This window comes from Streptomyces sp. NPDC026301, assembly GCF_055567935.1.
On sequence record NZ_JBVHPN010000006.1, the window covers coordinates 376,740 to 391,091 of the forward strand.

The following is a 14,352-nucleotide window of genomic DNA, read 5'->3' on the forward strand; positions in this document are numbered from 1 at the left end:
GGCGCACCGCTTCGGCAGCGGGAAAACCCCTCGCGCCCCGTGCGGTGAGCCGTTAACTTCCCTCTGAACGCGGCCAGTACGGTCCGCGGCCGCGAAGGGGGCCAGGCATGGAGACCGAGCGCGTGCGGACCGACCGCTTGGGCGTACTGCTCGACCAGTTCGACAAGGCCAGGGAGATGGCCCAGGTGCGGCTGACGGGGCTCGGCGACGAGGAGTACCTGTGGGAGCCGGTGCCCGGCTGCTGGTCGATCCGGCGCCGGGACGAGGCGGTGACGCCCAGGGCGTTCGGGCCGGGCGAGTGGGTGCTCGACCTGGGCGCCCCGGACATCCCGGCGAGCGAGTACGCCGAGGTCGCCCGGCAGGCCGCCGACGGCATGACCGTCGCCAAGATCGCCGACGACTGGAGCGTGAGCGTCGAGCGGGTCGAGCAGGTCCTCGCCCACACCGGCGCGCCGGAGCCCGACCGGACGCCGCTCACCACCATCGCGTGGCGGCTGGGACACCTGCACTTCCACTTCGCCGGCCCCTGGGAGTGGACCTTCGGCGAACGGCGGCGGGAGCCGAAGCTGCTGGTCGACTTCACCCCCTCCGCCGCCGTGGCGCTCCAGCGGTTCTGGGCGGCGATCGACCGCTGGCGCGAGAGCATCGCCACCGTCACCGACGAGCAGCTCGACACGGTCGGCTTCTCGCAGTACCCCTACGGCTCCGACCCCGACGACCCCTTCATCGCCGTGCTGGCGGGGGCCAACCTCGAATTCATCCACCACATGTCCGAGATCGCGCTCCTCCGCGACCTGTGGCGGACCCGCTCCGCCACTGCCACGCCCACCGCATGACCGACACCGCCGCGGTAGCCGTGCTGTCCGACATCCACGGAGTCGCCCCCGCGCTGGAAGCCGTACTGGCCGAGCCCGACGTGCGGGCGGCGCGCACCGTCGTCCTCACCGGCGACCTGCTGTCCGGGCCGCTCCCCCGCCAGACCCTCGACCTGCTGCGCGGCCTCGGCGACCGCGCCGTGTGGCTGGCCGGCAACGGCGAACGCGAGCTGATCGCGTGCCACCGCGACCGCGGCGCCCCGGCCCCCGACACGATCACGCCCTGGGCGGCCGGGCAGCTCTCCCCCGCCGACATCGAGCGGCTCGTCGCGCTCCCGGCGACGGTGACGCGGGACGTGCCGGGCCTCGGCGCGGTCCTCTTCTGCCATGCCACGCCGCGCGACGACGCGGAGGTGGTGCTCGCCGACTCCCGGCCGGAGCGCTTCGCCGAGGTACTGGCCGGGGTGGCGGACGGCGTACGGACGGTGGTCTGCGGCCACACCCACATGCCGTTCGTCCGGATCACGCACGGGCGGCTGGTGGTCAACCCGGGGAGCGTCGGGATGCCGTACGGGCGGCCCGGCGCGCACTGGGCGCTGCTCGGCCCCGGCGGCGGCGCGGTCGCGCTGCGCCGGACGGACTACGACCGGGACGCGGCGTGCGCCCGCATCGCGCGCGAGTCCGGCTTTCCGGACGCCGCCCGGTGGGCGGAGACGTACGTACGGAGCGCCCACACCGCCGAGGAAGCGCTGGCCGCCTTCGGGCCGCTGGACGGGCGGTGACGGCGAGCGGCCCGGCCCCCGTTCGGGAGCCGGGCCGTGGAGCCGGGGTGGATCAGCCGATCTGCGCGCCGTACGCCTGCAGGGCCTCGGTGACCGGCTGGAAGAAGGTCTCGCCGCCGCCGGAGCAGTCGCCGCTGCCGCCCGAGGTCAGGCCGATGGCCTTGTCGCCGTCGAACAGCGCGCCGCCGCTGTCGCCCGGCTCGGCGCAGACGTCGGTCTGGATCAGGCCGTCGACCGTGCCCTCCTGGTAGTTGACGCTGGCGTTCAGGGCCTTGACGGTGCCGTCGTGCACCTGGGTGGTGGAGCCGCTGCGCTGTACCTTCTCGCCGACGGTGGCCTCGGCCGCGCCGCTGATCTCCTGGCTGCTGCCGTTGTAGAGGTCGACGGCGCTGGGGTGGTCGGTGTCGGCGGTGTACTTCACCAGCGCGTAGTCGTTGCCGGGGAAGCTGGAGTCCTCGGTGGCGGCGATCTCGCCGCCGCCCTGGGAGTCCGACCAGCTCTTCACCGCGTTGCCGCAGTGGCCGGCGGTGAGGAAGTACGGCTGGCCGTCCTTGACGACGTTGAAGCCGAGCGAGCAGCGCGAGCCGCTGCCCCAGATGGCGTCGCCGCCGGCAATGAAGGGCTTGAACTCCCCCTTGCTGTGGGTGAGTTGCACCTTGCTGCCGAGGCTGTCGACGACCTTGGTGAGCTTCGCGAGCTGCGCGCCCTTGACCGTGCGGTCGGCGGTGACGACGACCTTGTTGCTCCGGGGGTCGATGCCCCAGGAGGTGCCGGGGATGGTGGCCTTGGACTTCAGGGTCTGCCGGGCGCCGTTCAGCTGGGCGAGGGTGTGCTGGACGATTCTGGGCTCGGCGCCCTTGGCCCGTACGGTGTCGGCCGCGGCCTTGTCCACGACGTTGACGACGAGCTTCTTGGCCTGTGCGTCGTAGTACGAGCCGGCGGTGCCGTCGGTGAGCTGCGCGGCGAGCTTGCCGGCCGCGGTGGGCGTCAGCGAGAGCGGCTGCGGTGCGGGGGCCGGACTGGCGTTGGCGCTGAGCGCGAAGCCGGCGCTGGCGGCGAGGGCGAGGGCGCCCGCTCCGGCGAGGGCGGCGCGGCGCTTGGGTATGCGTCGGTGCTTCAACTCAAGACCTCCCGTGGGGGGAAGGGCCCGCCGAAACGTGGGGGAAGCCGCGGGCCCTGAGGGGTGAGAGTCTGTGCCCGAGGTTCCAGACACGGACGTGCACGGACCGATAGTCGCGTCCATGCCAATGCGCGCCGCCGAGTATTCCCACCCCGCAGGGGCGCGCACAAGACCGTGTTCCGGTCTTGCGTACGACGATTCACCGATCGTCCACGGGTCCTGCACACCGATATCCGCGCATGTCCCTCCCCTTTCCGGTACCGGACGCACACGGTGGGCAGCCGGTGGTCAGCGCACAGTGAGGACCGCACCGGTCCGGAAACCGACGATCACCTTCCGCGCGCCCCAGCCCCTCCCCCATCTCCGCCCCCATGCCCTGCCCCGGGCGTCACTTCGCGGTGTCGTCCCGCGGCGCTGCCTCGGTCCCGGGCACCTCCACCCCTGGAACCTCCGCCCCGGGGACCTCGACGCCGGGGGCCTCCACGCCGGGGACCTCGACGCCCGGGATCTCGACGCCGGGGACCTCCACTTCCGGCAGGTCGATGCCCGACTCGATGCCGGGCAGGTCCTCCTCCGCCGTGTCCAGCGGTATCTCCTCGCGGCTCACGTCCTCCCGGGTCATGCTCTCCCTGCGGACCTCTTCCGGGCGCGCGTCCTCGGGAGCCCGGCCGCCGTCCCTGTCCCGCGCCCGCTCGTACGCCTCCGTCTGCGCCTGGGCCTGGAGGCCGGAGCGCTCCAGGAAGCGGAGCAGTTCGACGGGGAAGGGCAGGACCAGCGTGGAGTTCTTCTCCGCCGCGACCGCGACGACGGTCTGCAGCAGCCGCAGTTGGAGCGCGGCGGGCTGGTCGGACATCTGCGCGGCGGCCTCGGCCAGCTTCTTGGACGCCTGCAGCTCGGCGTCGGCGTTGATCACCCGGGCCCGCCGGTCGCGGGCCGCCTCCGCCTGCCGGGCCATCGACCGCTTCATGGTCTCCGGCAGCGAGACGTCCTTGATCTCCACCCGGTCGATCTGCACGCCCCAGCCCAGCGCGGGGCTGTCGATCATGACTTCCAGGCCCTGGTTGAGCTTCTCCCGGTTGGAGAGCAGATCGTCCAGGTCGCTCTTGCCGATGATCGAGCGCAGCGAGGTCTGGGCGACCTGGGAGACGGCGAAGCGGTAGTCCTCGACCCGGATGATCGCCTCGGCGGCGTCCACGACCTTGAAGTAGACCACCGCGTCCACTCGGACCGTGACGTTGTCGCGGGTGATGCCCTCCTGTGCGGGCACGGGCATCGTGACGATCTGCATGTTGACCTTGCGCATCCGGTCGACGCCCGGGATGACCATGGTGAATCCCGGTTCGCGTACGGATGAGGCCAGCCGCCCGAGCCGCAGCACCACACCGCGTTCGTACTGCTTGACCACGCGGGCCGCCGCCATGGCGTACACCGCGCCCGCCGCGGCGAGCGCCACGCCGGTCGTGACCAGTTCCTCGACCATCACGGCCCCCTAGACAGAGCTGTCAGCCGTCCGAGTCGCACGTAGTTACACGGTATGCCCGGTTGCCGGGGCGGTCGAGTGTCGGTGCGGATCGGAAACAAATAACCGATCATGGTCGACGCGCTGACCTGCGTAAACGCAAGGGCCCCCGCTCGCCGCGGCGAGCGGGGGCCTACTGCTGCTGGCTGCAGTCCAGTGGCGCAGTATCCCTCAGTACGTGCGGGGTGCCGAGAACACTCATCCGGCCATGGGGAAGGGCCGGGGCATTGCTCAGTACACGCTGACGCCGTAGGCGCTGAGCGCCTCGGTGACCGGCTGGAAGAACGTGGTGCCGCCGGAGGAGCAGTTGCCGCTGCCGCCGGAGGTGAGGCCGAGCGCCTTGGTGCTCGCGTACAGCGGGCCGCCGCTGTCGCCGGGCTCGGCGCAGACCGTGGTCTGGATCAGGCCGGAGACGACGTCGCCGCCGCCGTAGTTGACGGTGGCGTTCAGGGCGGTGACCTTGCCGCTGTGGATGCCGGTGGTGGAGCCGCGGCGGGTGACGGTCTGGCCGACGGACGGGGTGCCGGCGCTGGTGATGTCCTGGCTGCCGACGGTGCCCTCGTGCGAGACGGAACCGGTGTACTTGATGATGCCGTAGTCGTTGCCGGGGAAGCTGGAGCCGGCGGTCGGGCCGATCGACGCGCCGCTGCCGGTGGTCCACGGCGGGTTGCCGTCGGTGCAGTGGCCGGCGGTCAGGGCGTAGTAGGTGGTGCCGCTGCGTACGTTGAAGCCGAGCGAGCAGCGCCAGCTCGGGGCGTAGATCGCGTCGCCGCCGGAGATGTACTTCTGGAACGTGCCGGCCGTGCGCTCGATGCTGACGGCGCCGGCGTTCAGGCCGGCCGTCTTCTTGATCTTCGCTATCTCGGCCTGGGAGACGGTCTTGTCGACCGTGACGACGACGGTGTTCGTCGCTTTGTCGACCCGCCATGCGGTACCCGCGACGTCCGCCGCGCGGACCGAGTCGCTCGTCGCGGACAGCTGCGACGGGCTGAAGGTGGTGGCCGGGTGGACGTCGGCGCTGGCACTGGGTACGGCCACGGCGCCTGCGACGAGCAGGCCGGACGCCACGGCGATCAGCCGGGTGCGTCTGGTGACGCCGCTGCGGGGGGTGGTGCGCTCGTTCCTCACGTCTTCCTCCGAGGGGAATCGGGGGTCGCCTGTGGGCGGCCCGTGAGGCGCAGCCAGGCAGCACGGGTTCCACGGGTTCCGTTTTCCGCGTGCCCCTGACAAGCGCTGGACGGGAGTCTGGAGTGTCCGGGCGCGGTGCGCAAGAGGCCGTTTCCGGCCCGGGGCATGGCGAATGGCCCCGGCGGCGGAGATATCTGCTGCCGGGGCCGTGGTTCCGGCCCCCTCGGTCGGATCTTCGACGTGCGGCCCGCCGATCCGGTTCCTGCGCGGCGGGCCCGCGCGCCTCACCCCTCGCTGAGCTGCCGTTCTCCGGCGCGCAGCGCGAACGGGAGGGTGTTGCCCGGCGGGGGGAAGGGGCAGATGAAGTGGTCGGCGAAGGCGCAGGGCGGCAGCAGGGTGCGGTTCAGGTCGACGGTGACGGTGCCGTCGGCGGCGGGCGCGGGCGGCCGCAGGAACCGGAAGCGGTAGCTCTCGGTGCCGCTGGTGGCGTCCGCGAGCACGGCCCACAGCGAGCCGTCGGCCTCCACCGCGGCCTGGAGGGTGTGCTCCTCGCCGTCGACGGTGAAGGCGAGTTCGCCGCCGAGGCCGAGGCCCCGCTCCCGGCCGTCGGCGTTCGGGACCTGGACCGTGCGCCCCTGCTCGTACGGGCGGAACCGGCCGGTCAGCCGCCACCGCGCGTCGTACGGGAAGGCGTCGATGCCGGTGAAGGCGCGCAGCGCCGCGGAGTGCGGGTCGAAGACGCGGACGGCCCACAGGCCCTCGCGCCGCAGCACCACCAGCCGCCGGTCGCCGTGCGTGACGCGGGCCGTCTCCGGCCCGCCGTCCGCGCCGAGGCGCGCTTCGCCGTCGAGCGGTACGCCGTCCACGCGCAGCCCGTCCTGGGGGGCGGCGGTCAGGAGTACCGCGTCGCCGTCCTCGGTCCAGTGCCCGGGCACGCCCTCGATGCGGCCGCCGGGCTGGTCGGCGAGCCAGTACGTGCCGGTCAGCGCCAGGGGTCCGGACGGCCCGGAGACGGTCCGTTCGCGCGCGGCGTGCCAGGCCCGCCAGTCCTTCTCTGCTTCCGTGCTCATGGTCATCAACCCTTCCATACCGGGCGGGGAGCGGCCTCCGGCAGCCCCAGGTGGGAGCGGAGCGTGCTGCCTTCGTACTCCGTACGGAACGCGCCGCGCTCCTGCAGTAGCGGTACGACCCGGTCCACGAACTCGTCCAGGCCGCCGGGGGTGAGATGCGGTACGAGGATGAAGCCGTCGGCCGCGTCGGCGGTCACGAAGGCGTCCATCTCGGCCGCGACCGTCTCCGGGGTGCCGATGAAGGACTGCCGGCCGGTCGCCTCGATGACGGTCTCGCGGAGGGACAGCCCCTTGGCCTCGGAGAGTGCCCGCCAGCGGCCGGCGATCTCCTGGGGGTCGCCGAGCCGGGTCCGGCCCTGGGTGAGCTTGGGGTCGGGCTCGGGGTCGAAGTCGGGGAGCGGGCCGTCGGGGTCGAGGTGGGAGAGGTCCACGCCCCAGATCTGTTCCAGGGTGAGCAGCGCGTTCTGCGGGGAGACCTGCTGGCGGCGGATGTGGTGGGCCTTCTCCTGGGCCTCGGCCGCGGTGTCGCCGAGCACGAAGGTGACGCCCGGCATGATCTTCAGCGAGTCGTGCGTACGCCCGTGTGCGGCGAGCCGGCCCTTGACGTCGGCGTAAAAGGCGCGGCCCGCCTCCAGCGTGCCGTGCCGGGTGAAGATCACGTCGGCGGCGGAGGCGGCGAAGTCTCGGCCCGCGGGCGAGTCCCCGGCCTGGATGACGACGGGGTGCCCCTGGGGGCTGCGCGGGACGGTGAACTCGCCGCGGATGTCGAAGTGCTGCCCGGTGTGCGCGAAGGGCCGCGGCGTCCCGTCCTCGGACCAGGAGTCCCACAGCTCGCGTGCGGTGGCGACGAATTCGGCGGCCCGGGTGTAGCGGTCCGCGTGGTCGAGGTAGCCGCCGCGCCGGAAATTCTCACCCGTGAACGCGTCCGAGGAGGTGACCACATTCCAGGCGGCCCGCCCGTCGCTGAGGTGGTCCAGGGTGGCCAGCCGCCGGGCGAGTTCGTAGGGCTCGTTGAAGGTGGCGTTGACGGTGGCGGCCAGGCCCAGCCGTTCGGTGACCGCGGCCAGCGCGTTCAGTACGGTGAGCGACTCGGGCCTGCCCACCACGTCCAGGTCGTGGATGCGGCCCTTGTGCTCGCGCAGCCGCAGCCCCTCCGCGAGGAAGAAGAAGTCGAAGCGGCCGCGTTCGGCGGTCCTGGCCAGGTGCACGAAGGAGGAGAAGTCGATCTGGGAGCGGGACTTGGGGTCCTGCCAGACGGTTGTGTTGTTCACACCCGGGAAGTGAGCGGCCAGGTGCAGCCGCTTGCGGGGTTCGCTCGTCATCAGGATGCCTCTCCGGTGCGGACGGCGTAACGGCTGGCCGGGCGCGCAAGGCCGAGGTGCTCGCGCAGGGTGGCGCCCGGGTAGGAGCGGCGCAGCAGGCCGCGCCGGCGGAGTACGGGGACCGTGCCGTCGACGAGGCGGGCCAGGTCGCGTGCCGGGTCGGCGGTCCGCAGGTGGAAGCCGTCGGCCGTGTCGGCGGCGTGCCAGTCGGTGAGCAGGTCGGCGAGCCCGGCCGCGTCCCCGGGCGCCGCCAGCTCGACCGGCAGCGAGGCGAGCACCCGCAGATCGTCCGGGTTCCGGCCCGATTCCTCGGCGCGAGCGCGGAGTTCGACGCGGACCGCGAAGGCGGTGTCGGGGTCCTCGGCGCGGACCAGCGCGACGTCGGCGCGGGCCGCCGCGGCCTCCCGGGCCGCGTCCTCGGTGGCGTCGACGGCGATGACGGGCCGGCCCTGCGGGGGCCTGGGCACGATGGAGGGGCCGCGTACGGAGAAGGGCTCGCCGGTGGAGGAGGTGCCGCGGAAGTCGACGTAGTGGAGCTTGCCGCGGTCGATGAACCGGCCGGTGGCGGCGTCCCGGATCTCCGCGTCGTCCTCCCAGCTGTCCCAGAGCCGCCCTGCCACGTCGGCCACGTCGGCGGCCTCCCGCCACAGCGCGTCGGCGGGCGCCGCCGGCCGGCGCCCGAAGAGCGCGGCCTCGGCCCGCGTCCGGGACACCCCGGCCTGCCAGCCGGCCCGGCCGCCGCTGACCCAGTCCAGGGTCTGCACGGCGGTGGCGAGATGGAACGGCTCGGTGTGGGTGGTGGTCACCGTCGGGACCAGCCCGATGCGTTCAGTGTGCGGCGCGACCCGGGCCAGTACGGCGAGGGCGTCCGGGCCCGGCCGGGCGAAGGTGTCGCCGAGCGTGACGAAGTCGAGGGTGCCGCGCTCGGCGAGCCGGGCGAGGCGGACGTAGTGTGCGGCGTCGAAGGGCCCCTGTACATCGGGAGCGTCGAGCGCGACGGCGAGGTGCGGCAGCCGCTGGGGTACGGACATGGGAGTACGCCTTCCGGTGCGGCGGACGGATTCTGGAATGGTCATCGCGCGGTCCTGGGCAGTCCGCGCGGGTTGATCTCCGACTTCCGCACGGCCTCGCTGCGCAGGTTCCAGCGGGCGAGCACCTTCTCGTACGCGCCGTTGTCGATGACGTGCTGGAGGGCCGCGGCATACGCGTCGACCAGGCCGTTGCCCTTCTTCGTGGTGGCCGCGATCTTGCCCTGGACGAGGCGGCCGCCGCCGGAGAACCTGCCGACGATCTCGGTCTGCCCGGTCGTCGCGGCGTGGTACGCGGCGGTCGGGTTCGGGCCGAAGTAGCCGTCGATGCGGCCGGACTGGAGGGCGAGGTAGTAGTCGGAGGGGTTCTTGTAGTAGGCGATGTCGGCGGGCTTGCGGCCCGCCTTCTCGTTCTCCTCGTTCCACTCGACGAGGATCTTCTCCTGGTTGGTGCCGGAGTCGACGGCGATGCGCTTGCCGGCCACGTCCGCCGCGCCGCGCACCTTCCAGTGGCTGCCCTTGCGGGCCTCCAGGCCCAGTTCGTCCAGCCGGTAGGTGGCGAAGTCGTACTTCTCCTTGCGTTCCTCGGTGACCGTGACGTTGGAGAAGACGCCGTCGAGCTTGCCGCTGTCCAGGCCGACGAAGAGGTTCTCCCAGGACAGCGGCTCGAACTGCGGCTTGAGGCCGAGGGTGTCGGCGACGAGGGTGGCGAGGTCGCGCTCGACGCCGATCAGGGTGCGGTCGTCGGTGGCGTAGAAGCCGAGCGGGGGCGCGCTGCCGGTGCTCGCGCCGAGGTGGAGGGTGCCGCGCGCGCGGATGCGGGCGGGCACCAGCGCGGCGCTCTTCGGGTCCTTCGCGACATGGATGCGGTGCTGGTCGGGACTGGTGTTGATCTTCTTCGCGGCGGAGCCGCCCGGCGCCGCACCGGCATCCGCCGTCGAGGCCGTGCCGCTGCCGCAGGCCCCCAGCAGCAGGGACCCGGTGGCGGCGAGGGCGGTGGTCAGGGCGCGGCGGCGGTTCACGGAGGGGCTCCTTCTGAGGGTTGGCATGTCACAGGACCTTGGAGAGGAAGGACTTGGTGCGCTCGTGGCGCGGCGCGTCGAGCACCTGGGAGGGCGGGCCCTGTTCGACGACGCGTCCTTCGTCCATGAAGACGACGGTGTCGGCGACCTCGCGGGCGAAGCCGATCTCGTGGGTGACGACGATCATCGTGGTGCCCTGGTGCGCGAGGTCCTTGATGACGTCGAGGACCTCGCCGACCAGCTCCGGGTCGAGCGCGGACGTCGGCTCGTCGAAGAGGAGCAGCTTCGGTTCCAGGGCGAGGGCGCGGGCGATGGCCACCCGCTGCTGCTGGCCGCCGGAGAGCTGCTTGGGGTAGGCGTCGGCCTTCTCGGCGAGGCCGACCCGTTCGAGCAGCCGGCGGGCGGTGGCCTCGGCGTCCTTCCGGGACCTCTTCAGGGCCGAGACGGGCGCCTCGGTGATGTTCTCCAGCACGGTCAGGTGCGGAAAGAGGTGGAAGTTCTGGAAGACGAAGCCGATGTGCGTGCGCTGCTTGAGGATCTCGCGTTCGCGCAGCTCGTACAGCTTGTCGCCGGAGCGCCGGTAGCCGACCAGGGAGCCGTCCACGCTCACCTGGCCGCTGTCGACCTTCTCCAGGTGGTTGATGGTGCGCAGCAGCGTGGACTTGCCGGAGCCGGAGGGGCCGAGGACGACGGTGACCTCGCCGGTGCGGACCGTCAGGTCGATGCCGCGCAGCACCTCCACCGGGCCGAAGCTCTTGGTCACGGACCTGATGTCGACCATCGCGGTCATCGCGTGGCCCCCTTTGCGAAGTGTCGTTCGATGGCGTGCTGGACGAGGGAGAGGGCGCCGGTGAGCAGGACGTACCAGACGGTGGCGACCATCAGGAGCGGGACGACCCGGCCGTTGCGCCCGTAGATGACCTGGGCCTGGTAGAAGAGTTCGCCGATCGCCATGACGGAGACGATCGAGGTGCCCTTGAAGAGGGAGATGACCTCGTTGGCGGCGTTGGGCAGGATGCCGCGCATGGCCTGCGGCAGGACGATCCGGCGGAGCTGCCGTAGCCGGGGGATGCCGAGCGCGGCGGCGGCCTGGGTCTGGCCGCTGTCCACGGCCAGGACGCCGCCGCGCACGATCTCCGCGGCGTACGCGGCCTGGTGCAGCGCGAGCCCGAGGACGGCCGCGCTCATCGCGCCGACCAGGCCCGCCGTGTCGAAGGAGACGAAGCCGGGGCCGAAGGGGATGCCGACGTCGAGCCTTCTGTAGAGGTAGGCGAGGTTGAACCAGAACAGCAGCTGGACGATGAGCGGGATCGCGCGGAAGATCCAGATGTAGCCGACGGCCACCGCGCGCAGGAAGGGGCTGGCCGACAGCCGCATGAAGGCGAGTACCAGCCCGAGCAGGAAGCCCAGGGCCGTGCCGTAGACGGTGAGCTGGAGGGTGGTGCCGACCGCGCGCAGGATGGTCCCCGCGGTGAAGTACTGCGCGAAGACCGGCCACTCCCAGCCGGGGTTGGTGATCAGCCCGTGGGCGAACTGGGCGAGGAGGACGGCGGTGAGCGCGCAGGCGATCCAGCGTCCCGGGTGGCGTACGGGGACGATCTTCAGCGCGGCTTCCGGCGCGTCCGTACGGGCGCGTCCGGGGGCCTCGCTCAGCGGCGGGTCACTGGTCAGCGGCATAGGAGTCCTTGGGAGTTCGGGCGGCGAGGAAGGCGAGCAGGGTGCGCGCCGTGGCGTCGTTCTGGCGGAAGGAGGGGGCGTTGGTACCGGGGCGGGTGAAGGCGCCGGAGGCGCGCGCGTCGGTGTGCGGGCCGAGCGCGAAGCGGCGCGGGTGGGCCCGGCCGGAACGGTCCAGGACCCGGCCGTCGGCGGCGTCGACGCGCAGCAGCCCGCCGGGCGTGGCGGCGGCGCCGTCGGCGTACAGGTCGCGCAGCAGCGCGTCCCGGCTGTGCGCGACGGACGGTTCGGGGAGCCGGGCCTCCACCAGCGCCCGGGCGGTGACCTCGGCGCCGGGCAGGCTCGCGCTGCGGGCCCGGAAGACCCCGTGCGAGGCGTCGGCGGTGACCGTCGTATCGGCGCCGAGGAACTTCACGACGCCGGCCCGGGAGAGCGCGAGCAGCTGCCGCAGCCGGGGCCCGGGCGGTCCGGAGGCGAGGTAGCTGAAGAAGCCGTGCCACCACGGGCCGCGGTCGCCGATCCGGGTCAGCTGCCCGTAGACGGACAGCAGCGCGAGGAAGACGGCCTGGTCGGGGCTGTGCGCGGGGTCGTGGCGGCGGTCCAGGTCGGCCTGGATGTACGCGCGCAGGCCGTCCTGGAGCGCCGCCTCGCTCGCGAAGCGCACGCCGTCCAGCGGGTGGTCGAGCGCTTCGAGGTCGAGGCGGTCGGCGGGGTCGGGCACGGAGGCGGCGACCAGGGCCTGGAGCGCCGCGCTGCCGTGGTCGGTGGCCGCGTACTTCTCCTCGAAGTCGGTCCAGTGGACGGCCGTGCGCTCCGGGTGGGCGGTGAACAGCCGGTGGTAGTGGGCGAAGCCCAGCTCCTTGGCGATCAGCGGCCACACGTCCCGGGCGAAGTCGGCGCCACCGGGACGGGTGAGCAGCGCGTCCACCTCGGCGGGGCCGAAGAACCGGGGCAGCGGCGGCCGTTCGCCCGTCCAGCCGTACCCGATCTTGGAGTGGTACGGCACGCCGCGCCGCGACCCGACGTGCAGCACCGGCTCCTCGCCCGAGGGCAGGTACGCGAGCTCCCCGTCGGGCCGGGTCAGGTAGCTGCCGCCGCGGCCCTCGGTGAGCAGGATCATCAGGTCGACGAAGGCCAGGCCCATGCCCCGTACCAGCACCGGCTCGCCCGCGCGCAGCCCGGACAGGTCGCTGTCGGCGGTGAAGTCCGGCGGCAGGTAGGTCAGCCGGTGCTCGGCGGCGAAGGCGGCCAGCGCCCGCTGCTCGGGCGGCGGTTCGGCGCCGAGGTGGCCGAGGGTGAGCACGACGAGGTCGGCGACGAGCGGGGTGGGGCTGCCCGCCAGCCAGACCTGCTGGCGGCCCTCGCGCGGGCCCGCGACGCGGACGGCGGGCTGCCGGTGCTCGTGCACGGTGACGCCGGGCGGCAGCTCCGCGACCGTTCGCGCGTACACCCACTCCAGGTAGCCGCTCTGCAGCCGGCGGCCGGCGAAGTCCCGCGGCCCGAGCGCGCCGGCCTCGGCGGCCAGTTCGGGCGCCACCTCGACGGCGCCCTCCCCGGCCTGCCGCGCCCAGGCGGCCAGCGTGGGCCCCGGGCGGACCGGGCCCGCCATCTCCACCGAGTCGTCGGTGAACATCGTGACGTCCTCGGCGGTGGAGTTCATCCACAGCAGCGGGGACTGGTCGTGCCGCCAGATGCGGCCGCCGCCGGGCGGGTGCGGGTCGACGAGGTGGATGTCCAGCGGCCGGTCGCCGTACAGCGCGGCGGCGTTGGCGGCGATCCGCTCCAGCAGACCGGTCCCCCGCGGCCCGGCCCCCACGATCACCAGGGACGGCCTCATCGGGTGCGCTCCGCGCCGCGCCCGTAGTGCCGCTCCAGGTAGTACTGGCCGACGCTGAGCAGCGAGGTCACCAGGACGTACCAGAGGGTGGCGACCAGCAGCAGCGGGATCACCTGGTAGGTGCGGTGGTAGACCAACTGGACGGAGTACAGCAGGTCCTGGACGGCGATGACGCTGACGATCGAGGTGCCCTTGAGGGTGCCGATCAGCATGTTCCCGGCGGGCGGCACGATCGAGCGCATCGCCTGCGGCAGCACGATCCGCAGGCCGCGGCGCCACCGGCTCAGGCCGAGGGACTGCGCGGCCTCCAGCTGGCCGCGGTCGACGGAGAGGATGCCGCCGCGCACGACCTCGGCGGCGTAGGCGGCCTCGTGCAGGGTGAGGCCGATGAGGGCGACGGTGAGCGGACCGAAGAGGTTCACGGTCCTGATGCCGAGGATGTGCGGGTACAGCGCTCCGATGTTGAACCAGAACAGCAGCTGCACCAGGATCGGCATCGACCGGAACAGCCAGACGTAGCCCCAGGCGACGCTTCTGAGCACGGGGTTGGCGGACAGCCGCATCGCGGCGAGCAGCGTGCCGAGCGCGAAGCCGAGCACCATGACCAGCGCGGTGAGCCACAGCGTGAGGCCGAGGCCGCGCAGCACGGCGGTGGTGAGGAAGTACCCGGCGACCACGTCCCACTGGAACGCGTCGTTGCGGACGACGGAGGTGGCGGCGAGCGCGAGCAGGGCCAGGACGAGGGCTGCGGCGGCCCATTGGCCGGTGCGGCGGCGCGGGACGATGCGGGGCGCGGGGGCCGGCTCCGGGCCGGGCGGTAGCGCGGCGGGCGGGTCGAGGGTGCCGGAAACCGGCTGTACGGAAGGCATGCGAAGGCTCCGTGGATGCAGTGATCGAACACGGGTGGTACGCCTTCACACAGGCGGAGAAACGGTCGCGCCCCTCAGCACGGCCGGTCCTTGAGGCTATGGCGGGGGTACCGCGCCCTGTCAAGCCTGTCCACACTGTGAGAATCGGGTCTCAGAGGCAGTTGAC

General features: G+C 72.8%; 13 protein-coding genes. 2 read left to right on the plus strand and 11 right to left on the minus strand.

Annotation, left to right across the window (positions count from 1 at the left end):
* The first annotated feature begins 107 nt into the window (after positions 1–107).
* Both ACZ4MH_RS13305 and ACZ4MH_RS13310 read left to right on the plus strand, forming a co-directional pair.
* A complete protein-coding gene (locus ACZ4MH_RS13305; RefSeq protein WP_351594498.1) occupies positions 108–836 on the plus strand; it encodes a DinB family protein in 729 nt (242 codons plus the stop codon).
* Positions 833–1,597 carry a metallophosphoesterase family protein gene (locus ACZ4MH_RS13310; protein ID WP_351594501.1) on the plus strand — a complete coding sequence of 255 codons (765 nt, stop codon included), beginning with the start codon at positions 833–835 and terminating at the stop codon, positions 1,595–1,597. Before ACZ4MH_RS13305 ends, ACZ4MH_RS13310 begins: the two co-directional genes overlap by 4 nt.
* A gap of 52 nt (positions 1,598–1,649) precedes the next feature.
* On the opposite strand, the gene ACZ4MH_RS13315 is transcribed toward ACZ4MH_RS13310, so the two are convergent.
* The 11 genes from ACZ4MH_RS13315 to ACZ4MH_RS13365 all read right to left on the minus strand — a co-directional run bounded on the left by ACZ4MH_RS13315 (position 1,650) and on the right by ACZ4MH_RS13365 (position 14,186).
* Complete coding sequence (locus ACZ4MH_RS13315) at positions 1,650–2,717, minus strand: S1 family peptidase (RefSeq protein WP_351594504.1); 1,068 nt, start codon at positions 2,715–2,717, stop codon at positions 1,650–1,652.
* A gap of 388 nt (positions 2,718–3,105) precedes the next feature.
* A complete protein-coding gene (locus tag ACZ4MH_RS13320; RefSeq protein WP_351594507.1) occupies positions 3,106–4,197 on the minus strand; it encodes a slipin family protein in 1,092 nt (363 codons plus the stop codon).
* 270 nt (positions 4,198–4,467) lie between these two features.
* Positions 4,468–5,364, minus strand: coding sequence for a S1 family peptidase (locus ACZ4MH_RS13325; RefSeq protein ID WP_351594510.1), 897 nt, complete (start codon positions 5,362–5,364; stop codon positions 4,468–4,470).
* Between the two features lie 284 nt (positions 5,365–5,648).
* Positions 5,649–6,434 (minus strand): DUF1684 domain-containing protein, encoded by a 786-nt coding sequence (locus ACZ4MH_RS13330; RefSeq protein ID WP_351594513.1) that lies wholly within the window; start codon positions 6,432–6,434, stop codon positions 5,649–5,651.
* A 5-nt stretch (positions 6,435–6,439) separates the two neighbouring features.
* Complete coding sequence (locus tag ACZ4MH_RS13335) at positions 6,440–7,756, minus strand: NtaA/DmoA family FMN-dependent monooxygenase (RefSeq protein WP_351594516.1); 1,317 nt, start codon at positions 7,754–7,756, stop codon at positions 6,440–6,442.
* Positions 7,756–8,787 carry an LLM class flavin-dependent oxidoreductase gene (locus ACZ4MH_RS13340; protein WP_351594519.1) on the minus strand — a complete coding sequence of 344 codons (1,032 nt, stop codon included), beginning with the start codon at positions 8,785–8,787 and terminating at the stop codon, positions 7,756–7,758. The genes ACZ4MH_RS13335 and ACZ4MH_RS13340 overlap by 1 nt, the downstream gene beginning before the upstream one ends.
* A gap of 41 nt (positions 8,788–8,828) precedes the next feature.
* Positions 8,829–9,833, minus strand: coding sequence for an ABC transporter substrate-binding protein (locus ACZ4MH_RS13345; protein ID WP_467754496.1), 1,005 nt, complete (start codon positions 9,831–9,833; stop codon positions 8,829–8,831).
* Position 9,834: 1 nt separating this feature from the next.
* A complete protein-coding gene (locus ACZ4MH_RS13350; protein ID WP_351594525.1) occupies positions 9,835–10,596 on the minus strand; it encodes an amino acid ABC transporter ATP-binding protein in 762 nt (253 codons plus the stop codon).
* Positions 10,593–11,483 (minus strand): amino acid ABC transporter permease, encoded by an 891-nt coding sequence (locus ACZ4MH_RS13355; RefSeq protein WP_351594528.1) that lies wholly within the window; start codon positions 11,481–11,483, stop codon positions 10,593–10,595. Before ACZ4MH_RS13355 ends, ACZ4MH_RS13350 begins: the two co-directional genes overlap by 4 nt.
* Entirely contained in the window at positions 11,467–13,317 is a 1,851-nt protein-coding gene (locus tag ACZ4MH_RS13360; RefSeq protein ID WP_351594531.1) for an FAD/NAD(P)-binding protein, read from the minus strand. The genes ACZ4MH_RS13355 and ACZ4MH_RS13360 overlap by 17 nt, the downstream gene beginning before the upstream one ends.
* Positions 13,314–14,186: an amino acid ABC transporter permease gene (locus ACZ4MH_RS13365; RefSeq protein ID WP_351594534.1), complete on the minus strand. Its 873-nt coding sequence runs from the start codon at positions 14,184–14,186 to the stop codon at positions 13,314–13,316. Before ACZ4MH_RS13365 ends, ACZ4MH_RS13360 begins: the two co-directional genes overlap by 4 nt.
* Between the last annotated feature and the right edge of the window lie 166 nt (positions 14,187–14,352).

Bases quoted from the DNA above. Each gene is read 5' to 3' on its own strand.
- ACZ4MH_RS13305 (WP_351594498.1), top strand. From the start codon at position 108: ATGGAGACCGAGCGCGTGCGGACCGACCGCTTGGGCGTACTGCTCGAC.
- ACZ4MH_RS13310 (WP_351594501.1), top strand. From the start codon at position 833: ATGACCGACACCGCCGCGGTAGCCGTGCTGTCCGACATCCACGGAGTC.
- ACZ4MH_RS13320 (WP_351594507.1), bottom strand. From the start codon at position 4,197: ATGGTCGAGGAACTGGTCACGACCGGCGTGGCGCTCGCCGCGGCGGGC.
- ACZ4MH_RS13330 (WP_351594513.1), bottom strand. From the start codon at position 6,434: ATGAGCACGGAAGCAGAGAAGGACTGGCGGGCCTGGCACGCCGCGCGC.
- ACZ4MH_RS13335 (WP_351594516.1), bottom strand. From the start codon at position 7,756: ATGACGAGCGAACCCCGCAAGCGGCTGCACCTGGCCGCTCACTTCCCG.
- ACZ4MH_RS13340 (WP_351594519.1), bottom strand. From the start codon at position 8,787: ATGTCCGTACCCCAGCGGCTGCCGCACCTCGCCGTCGCGCTCGACGCT.
- ACZ4MH_RS13345 (WP_467754496.1), bottom strand. From the start codon at position 9,833: ATGCCAACCCTCAGAAGGAGCCCCTCCGTGAACCGCCGCCGCGCCCTG.
- ACZ4MH_RS13350 (WP_351594525.1), bottom strand. From the start codon at position 10,596: ATGACCGCGATGGTCGACATCAGGTCCGTGACCAAGAGCTTCGGCCCG.
- ACZ4MH_RS13355 (WP_351594528.1), bottom strand. From the start codon at position 11,483: ATGCCGCTGACCAGTGACCCGCCGCTGAGCGAGGCCCCCGGACGCGCC.
- ACZ4MH_RS13360 (WP_351594531.1), bottom strand. From the start codon at position 13,317: ATGAGGCCGTCCCTGGTGATCGTGGGGGCCGGGCCGCGGGGGACCGGT.
- ACZ4MH_RS13365 (WP_351594534.1), bottom strand. From the start codon at position 14,186: ATGCCTTCCGTACAGCCGGTTTCCGGCACCCTCGACCCGCCCGCCGCG.